This is a genomic window from Peptoniphilus grossensis ph5, from assembly GCF_000311825.1.
Classification (GTDB): domain Bacteria; phylum Bacillota; class Clostridia; order Tissierellales; family Peptoniphilaceae; genus Peptoniphilus_A; species Peptoniphilus_A hominis.
In genome coordinates this window covers 105,991-113,218 of record NZ_HE978567.1, presented here as the reverse complement: position 1 = coordinate 113,218, position 7,228 = coordinate 105,991, and the positions used below count along the sequence as shown (strand labels likewise).

Here is a 7,228-nt window from a genome sequence, read left to right as displayed (position 1 = left end):
TCTGTTGGAGATTTACCCTCCAACAGATAATATAAAATTTTTAAAGTTATTTTATTAATTAAGATTAAGCAGCAGCTGCTGGTTTATTCTTATTTAATATTTTTTGAGTTACATAGATAAGTGCTAGAGCAGCAAGTCCAATTGCATCAGTAAGAAGCTTTGGATCAAGTAGTGCGAAAGCAGCTAAAAGAAGTATAATTCTTTGCCAGATTCTTAGGTTGCCAAATAGGTAAGATTCAACTGTACCTGCCAAGCAAACTGTACCAATAAGAGCTGTTACAATTGTTGGAAGTGCAGCTGTTACTGGAAGCCAATTTACTGTTGTTCCTACTATGGAATCCACCATTATTAAGTGTGGATTAATAACAAAGATGTAAGGTATTATGAAGGCACCTATGGCAAGCTTGAAGGCTTGGAAACCAGTCTTCATTGAGTTGGCACCTGCGATACCTGCTCCTGCGTAAGCAGCTAGGGCTACTGGAGGAGTAACGTCGGCAACTACACCAAAGTATAGGATAAATAAGTGGGCTGACATTAGGTTTACACCAAGTTTTGTTATTGCTGGAACAGCCATTGTTGCAAGTACGATGTACTTTGCAGTAGTTGGAAGTCCCATTCCAAGGATAATTGAAGATATCATTGTAAGAAGTAGTGTAGGGATAAGTCTACCTTGAGCTATTTGTACGATTACTTCTGCAATCTTTAGACCGAAACCAGTAAGTGTTACAACACCTACGATCATACCAGCACAAGCACAGGCACAAGCTACACCAACGGCACCCTTAGCACCTGCTTCCATTGCTCCAAGAATATCTTTAGGAGTAAAGGAATTATCTTTTTTAATAAGAGATACTGTCATGGCAACTATAACGCCAATTACTATACCAGTTAAAGCAGCCATTGTTGGTGGATATTGTTTAACCAACATGAAGATGATTGCAATAAGAGGTAGAGTTAAATAACCTTGTTTTCTTAAAATACTTGAAACCTTTGGAAGTGATTCTCTTGGCATACCTTTAAGGCCAAGTTTACAAGCTTCCAAGTGAACCATTGTACCAACAGCTATATAGTATAGAACAGCTGGGATAATGGCAGCCTTAACAATTGAAATGTAAGGGAAACCAGTGAAGTCTGCCATGATAAAGGCAGCAGCACCCATTACTGGAGGCATGATTTGTCCACCAGTAGATGCAGTAGCTTCTACGGCACCTGCATAGTGAGGTTTGTAACCAACTGATTTCATTAGTGGAATTGTGAAGGCACCAGTAGTAACTGTGTTAGCTACAGATGAACCTGAGATTGAACCCATAAGTCCAGAAGAAAGAACTGATGTCATAGCTGGACCTGATCTTGTAGAACCAGTTAAAGCGTAAGCAAAGTCTATAAAGAATTCACCAACACCAGTTTTGTCTAGGAAGGATCCAAATAGTATAAACATAAATACGAAAGTAGAAGATACTCCAAGAGGTGTACCCATAATACCTTCAGTAGTCATATACATGTGTGAAACAATTCTAGTAACATTAAATCCTCTGTGGGCAAATATACCTGGCATATGTCTGCCGAAGTAAGCAAATAGTAGGAATATTATAGTAACGATAGGAAGTTCTGGTCCTACAACTCTTCTTGTAACTTCAAGAGTAAGAAGAACTGCAAGAACACCAAGAACCATATCTGTAGTGGACATTTGACCACCCTTAAGGGCAATTGCTTCTACATTGAAGAATATGTATCCCCATACTCCTACTGATAAAATAATAAGTAGCCAATCAGTGATATCAATTTTATCTTTTGATGACTTTTTAAATCCTGGATAAAGTGCAAATCCAATAGTAAAGGCAAAGATTAAGTGAAGAGATCTTTGCTTCATAGCTAAAAGTGTACCATGCCATGCTGTAAATAAGTGGAAAGCAGACATTAAAATTGCAACGATTGTAATGAATAGGGCAACCTTACCAGATAACTTACGAAGCTTACTAGTTTCAAGGTCGTATTGTTCCATTAATTCATCAACATTCATTGCACCAAGTTCTTCAGCGGTCTTAGTAAAACTAGCTTCAGAAGACGCATCTTGTGAATCTAGTTTTGAATCCTCTGTTTTTATTTCTTCAGATTCTATATTTTCATTTAATTTTTTATCTTCGCTCAATTTGGCACCTCCTTAGTGCGTATTGTAAAAGTGAGATGTGTTCAGTAGAAAATTCTAAAGCTTCTCTCGGTTCAGAAAAATCTAAAAAGGGAGTGGTCCTTCCATTGATAACAAGTTTGTGATTTGCTATGACAGCCCCAGTCCTATAAACAACAGTTTCAAAGGGAACATTCATATCATATAGGCAAAAACTACCGTCATCGGCGTATTTAAACTTGTATATTAAATTTACAGGAAGACCTGCACCTTGGTCGCGATATCTTTGTTCCATAAGTATTAATTTGCCATCGCGAACTTCATACCATTCACTAGTCTCTGACCTTTCAACGGAATGGGTATAGACTATGCCGAACCTTTCCTTATCCTTTAAGTGTTCTATCTTTAATAGGTCTCCATTAAAGTAAGATTTTATTATTATTGCGTCGATTTTCACAAAGGATAAAATAAAAAAAACTATTATAATAAAGAGAATTGGAAAGAAAAACTTCTTTCCAATGCCCTCTTTATTTCTACCATTCATTATTTTTTAACTTCATCGAAATATTTTTGTGCACCTGGGTGAACTTCAATACTCATACCGTCAAGAGCTTTTTCAAGAGCGATGTCGCCACCTCTTGCGTGAGATTCTTTCATAGTATCAAGGTTTTCAAATAATAATTTAACAATATTATAAGCGTCTTCTTCAGCCATTTTTTCGTCAACAGCTAGCATTGATTGTACTGCTACTACAGAGATTTCTTGGTCTTGTCCCTTGTATTCAGATGGAGTGATGTGTAGGTTAACATAGAAAGGATATTTTGCGATAAGAGCTTCAGCTTTATCTTCTGCAATTGGAACTAGGTGAACATCGTGAGTTGTTGCAAGTTCAGTAATAGCTGAAGATGGAATAGCTGCAGTTAAGAAAGTTGCATCAATTTGACCAGATTTAATTTGGTCAGCAGCTTCTGCGAAAGATAAGTAATCTACTTTTCCTAAGTCATCGTAAGTAATTCCGTGAATATCAAGAATTTGTTTTACGTTAACTTCAACACCAGATCCTGGAGAACCAACAGCCACTCTCTTGCCTTTAAGATCGTCAATAGTTTTAATTCCTGATTCATCAGAAGCAACTATTTGTACGATTTCTGGATATAGACAGCAAAGTCCTCTAAGACTAGGTTTTTCTTCTCCTTCAAAAGTATCAGTACCATTTACTGCATAGTAAGCAACGTCGTTTTGGATAAATGCGATTTCTGCGTCTCCCCTAGTAACAAGTTCAACATTTTCTTTAGAAGCACCAGTAGCTTGTGCAGTAGCTGTGTAGTTAACACCTGCATTATTAAGAATGTTAGATAGAGCTCCACCTAGTGGGTAGTATGTACCACCAGTACCGCCAGTAGCAACTGACATGAATCCGCCTTTAGTTTCCATTAAACCTTCAGCTGTGATTGCGCCACCGTCTTCCTTGCCTTCTTCTGTCTTTGCGTTTTCTTCAGTTTTAGTAGCATTGTTAGCAGGTTCTTCTTTTTTGTTTCCGCCACCGCCACAAGCAGTTAAAGTAACTGCAACCAAAGCAATAAGCATCATGAGTGTCATAAATTTTTTCTTAGTCATAATAATCCTCCTTGACATTATTCAAATAAACTAAAAATTTTATGAAAATGTTTATCTGATAGTTTTATATTACAATAATTAATATTAAATGTCAATTAAATAAAAAAGGATATTGGGGCGAAAAATTGTATAATATTTATACAAAACTATAAATTTGAAAACGGTTTAAAAGAAAGAAACTGCAATAAAGTGATGAAATTTGCTTTTAGGGTAAGTATAAAATGTAAATTTAAAAATAAAATATCGAAAGATTTATAAAATTTATCAATCTTAAAAGATAAAAAATTTATAAGTTTTGGAGGTAAAAATGAAAATTTCCCATCTATTAAATATTAAGTATCCAATTTTGCAGGGAGCCATGGCAAATATTTCTACATCAGAACTTGCAGGTCCAGTATCTGAAGCTGGTGGTCTTGGCATGATAGCCACTGGAGGCTTTAGTCCAGAGGTCGTTAGAGAAGAAATAAGAAAAATAAAAAAGATGACAGACAAGCCCTTTGGAGTCAATATGGTAATGATTCACCCAGCCATTGACGAGCTCAATAAAATTGTTGTGGAAGAGGGAGTAAAAATTATAACTTGTGGTGCAGGCAATCCAGAAAAATATTTTGATTATTGGTTAAAAAATGGTTTAAAAGTAATTCCTATTATTGCCAACAAAAAGATGGCGCAAAAAGTTGAGAGTCTCGGTGCCATTGCCTGTGTCTTTGAAGGGGCAGAAGCAGGAGGACACATAGGAAAGCTCAATACCTTCCCAGCTCTACCAGAAATTTGTGATTCTGTAAAAATTCCAGTGATTTCTGCTGGAGGAATTTACACGGCAAGGCATATCTTGGCTGCAGAAATTTTGGGGGCAAGTGGAGTGCAAATGGGCACGAGATTTTTGGTGTCAGAAGAAGCGCCAGTCCACGAAAACTTTAAAAAGACTCTGCTTGAAGCCACAGATAGGGACATAATTGTCACAGGAATTACCACGCCTCATCCAATAAGGTGCTATAAAAATAAGTTGGCTGATAAACTTTTGGAGATCGAATTAAATAAGCTTGGTCAAGAAGAATTTGAAAAGTACGCTGAAGGCTCTAGCTATAAAGCTGTAAGAGATGGAGATGTGGAATGGGGCTCTGTCATGGCAGGAGAAGGCTACGAGTATTTAAATAAAGTGGAAAGTGTAAGGGATATAATAGAAAATATTATGAGGGACTACCAAGACCTAAAAGAAAATTTTAGGAAGATTTAAAATTTTTCCTTGGTTACTTCATAAATTTTATAGTAAAATATTTTTGCGAAAATTTTGGAGTAAAGTATGGAAAGATTTAATAATGAAAAATTAAAAAGGATTCAATTCTTAAATGGAGCACAGTTAAAATACATGGCCTTTACATCTATGTTAATTGATCATGTCAACAAGGTCATAATTTTGCCCTACCTTGAAGTAGGAAGCACGCTCTCAAAGATTTCCACAGTCTTTGATGTCTTAGGCCGCATTGCCTTTCCCCTCTTTTCATTTTTTATAGTGGAGGGATTTTTTAGGACTCATTCAAGGAAAAAATATTTACTAAATTTACTTTTCTTTGCAGTGATTTCAGAAGTGCCCTATGATATGTTTTCTTCAAAAGTTTTTTTGGAGTTTAGATTAAATAATGTCTTATTTTCTCTGGCTCTCTCCCTAATTTTTATTTGGATCCTAGATGAAATTAGAAATAAATTTGAAGATAAAATTGGAAGGAAATGGCTTTTATTTTCTATACCACTTTTAATGGTCATGTACTTTGCAAGCATTTTTGTGTCAGGTGATTATGATTTTCACGCAATACTGACAGCTTTTTTCTTTTATATATTTTACAATAGACCTATCCTTTCAGCAGCCTTTGCCTACTTGACTATAATAAAAGAAGTTTGGTCAATACTTGGCTTTGGACTAACTATAATGTATAATGGCGAAAAGGGAAAGCAAAACAAATTATTTAATTATCTATTTTATCCAGTCCACCTTTTTATATTGGGACTACTTAGGTTTTACCTAAATATATAAAATTAAACAGAAATTTTTATATAAACAATGAGATGCCTTTGAGAGAACTATTAACTTAAAGTAAATATAGAATAGTTTTCCAAGGGCTTTTTTAAAGAAAAGTGTTAATTATATTAAGGAGATAAATGAACTTGAAAAAGATTTCATTTTCAACTAAAATAGAAATGTAACGATGTACATAAAATTTTAAGGAGGATGTAAATGAAAGCGTTAATGGTAGACTATATGTCAGATGTAATTGACAAAGGACTTGAAGAAAGAGGTATTGAACTTGATAAAGTTATGCTTCCAACTTCTGAAAAATTAGCAGAAATTATTGAACCTTATGATTTCTTATTCATGAGAGTTGACCCATTCATCAACAAGGAAGTTCTTGATGCTGCTAAAAACTTAAAGGCAATTTTCGTTGGTTCAACAGGAACTAACCATATTGACCTTGAATATGCAAAGGAAAAAAATATTCCAGTTAAAAACTCTCCAGGACAAAATGCAAACGCAGTTGCTGAACTTGTTTTTGCAAAAATGTTAGACCTTTACAGAAACTCTGTACAAGCTCAAAACGAAGTTAAGGGTGGAATTTGGAACAAATATAGATGGATTGGTAGAGAACTTAGAAATAAGACTCTAGGAATTTGTGGTTTTGGTGCAATTGGTAGAAGAGTTGGCGAAATCGCCAATGTATTCCACATGAGCGTTCTTGCTTATGACCCATTCTTAAAACCAGAAGACATCAAAGTTGACTATGCTAAACTTGTTGACTTCGATACTCTTGTAAAAGAATCTGACATCGTAACTCTTCACATGCCACTAACTCCTGACACTAAGGACTTATTTGCTAAAGAAGAATTTGAAAAGATGAAAGACGGAGCTTGTATAATAAATGCTGCTCGTGGCGGAATTGTTAACGAAGATGACCTTTACGACTACATCAAGAATGGCAAACTAGGCGGAGCAAACTTAGATACACTTTCTAACGAACTTGGCTCTGGCGGACTTGACACTCAAGATGTTCCAGTAGAAAACAAATTATTTGAACTTGATAGACTTTATGTAACACCACACATTGGTGGATCAACTATCGACGCTCAAGACGACATTGGACATGTAATTCTTAAAAACTTTGACGAATTATTTCCAAACTGTAAATAATTAAATAAATTTTTAGGGCTGTTTGTTTTTAGTAAAATGAACAGCCTTTTACATAATATTTTAAGTTTTAAGACTTAAGCACTTAATAGTGATGGGTGAAATAAGATGAAAAAGCAAAAATTTTTTAAATTTATAGAGTATTTGTTTTTTGCAATAACAACTTTCATGACAGGTGTCTTTTTGTATTATCTTTATGAAAAAAGGGAACTGGATTTTTTAAAAACTTTAATGCCATATTTTGGGGTACTTGTTTTTGCATCTTTTGTTAGTGCCGTAAAACACAAAAAGAAATAAAATAATTTTTA

The 7,228-nt window shown here is 34.9% G+C and carries 7 protein-coding genes; 4 read left to right on the top strand and 3 right to left on the bottom strand.

Annotation, left to right across the window (positions count from 1 at the left end; genetic code table 11):
* Positions 1 to 64: 64 nt before the first annotated feature.
* The 3 genes from HGPG_RS04840 to HGPG_RS04830 are packed head-to-tail and all read right to left on the bottom strand — an operon-like array spanning position 65 to position 3,742.
* A complete protein-coding gene (locus HGPG_RS04840) occupies positions 65 to 2,149 on the bottom strand; it encodes a TRAP transporter permease (protein WP_019124935.1) in 2,085 nt (694 codons plus the stop codon).
* Positions 2,136 to 2,669, bottom strand: coding sequence for a DUF1850 domain-containing protein (locus HGPG_RS04835; RefSeq protein WP_019124934.1), 534 nt, complete (start codon positions 2,667 to 2,669; stop codon positions 2,136 to 2,138). The genes HGPG_RS04840 and HGPG_RS04835 overlap by 14 nt, the downstream gene beginning before the upstream one ends.
* A complete protein-coding gene (locus HGPG_RS04830; protein ID WP_019124933.1) occupies positions 2,669 to 3,742 on the bottom strand; it encodes a TAXI family TRAP transporter solute-binding subunit in 1,074 nt (357 codons plus the stop codon). The genes HGPG_RS04835 and HGPG_RS04830 overlap by 1 nt, the downstream gene beginning before the upstream one ends.
* Positions 3,743 to 4,049: 307 nt before the next feature.
* Between HGPG_RS04830 and HGPG_RS04825 the strand changes: the two genes are divergently transcribed.
* From HGPG_RS04825 to HGPG_RS04810, 4 genes are all read left to right on the top strand, one after another.
* The gene (locus HGPG_RS04825; RefSeq protein WP_019124932.1) at positions 4,050 to 4,979 is read left to right on the top strand and encodes a nitronate monooxygenase; all 930 of its coding nucleotides are present in this window, start codon (positions 4,050 to 4,052) and stop codon (positions 4,977 to 4,979) included.
* Between the two features lie 66 nt (positions 4,980 to 5,045).
* Positions 5,046 to 5,774, top strand: coding sequence for a TraX family protein (locus HGPG_RS04820; RefSeq protein WP_019124931.1), 729 nt, complete (start codon positions 5,046 to 5,048; stop codon positions 5,772 to 5,774).
* A 201-nt stretch (positions 5,775 to 5,975) separates the two neighbouring features.
* Positions 5,976 to 6,923, top strand: coding sequence for a D-2-hydroxyacid dehydrogenase (locus tag HGPG_RS04815; protein WP_019124930.1), 948 nt, complete (start codon positions 5,976 to 5,978; stop codon positions 6,921 to 6,923).
* Positions 6,924 to 7,028: 105 nt separating this feature from the next.
* Entirely contained in the window at positions 7,029 to 7,217 is a 189-nt protein-coding gene (locus HGPG_RS04810; RefSeq protein WP_019124929.1) for a hypothetical protein, read from the top strand.
* Positions 7,218 to 7,228 lie beyond the last annotated feature (11 nt).

Excerpts from the sequence above, each read along its gene's own strand:
- HGPG_RS04835 (WP_019124934.1), bottom strand. The coding sequence starts at position 2,669 with ATGAATGGTAGAAATAAAGAGGGCATTGGAAAGAAGTTTTTCTTTCCA.
- HGPG_RS04830 (WP_019124933.1), bottom strand. The coding sequence starts at position 3,742 with ATGACTAAGAAAAAATTTATGACACTCATGATGCTTATTGCTTTGGTT.
- HGPG_RS04825 (WP_019124932.1), top strand. The coding sequence starts at position 4,050 with ATGAAAATTTCCCATCTATTAAATATTAAGTATCCAATTTTGCAGGGA.
- HGPG_RS04820 (WP_019124931.1), top strand. The coding sequence starts at position 5,046 with ATGGAAAGATTTAATAATGAAAAATTAAAAAGGATTCAATTCTTAAAT.
- HGPG_RS04815 (WP_019124930.1), top strand. The coding sequence starts at position 5,976 with ATGAAAGCGTTAATGGTAGACTATATGTCAGATGTAATTGACAAAGGA.
- HGPG_RS04810 (WP_019124929.1), top strand. The coding sequence starts at position 7,029 with ATGAAAAAGCAAAAATTTTTTAAATTTATAGAGTATTTGTTTTTTGCA.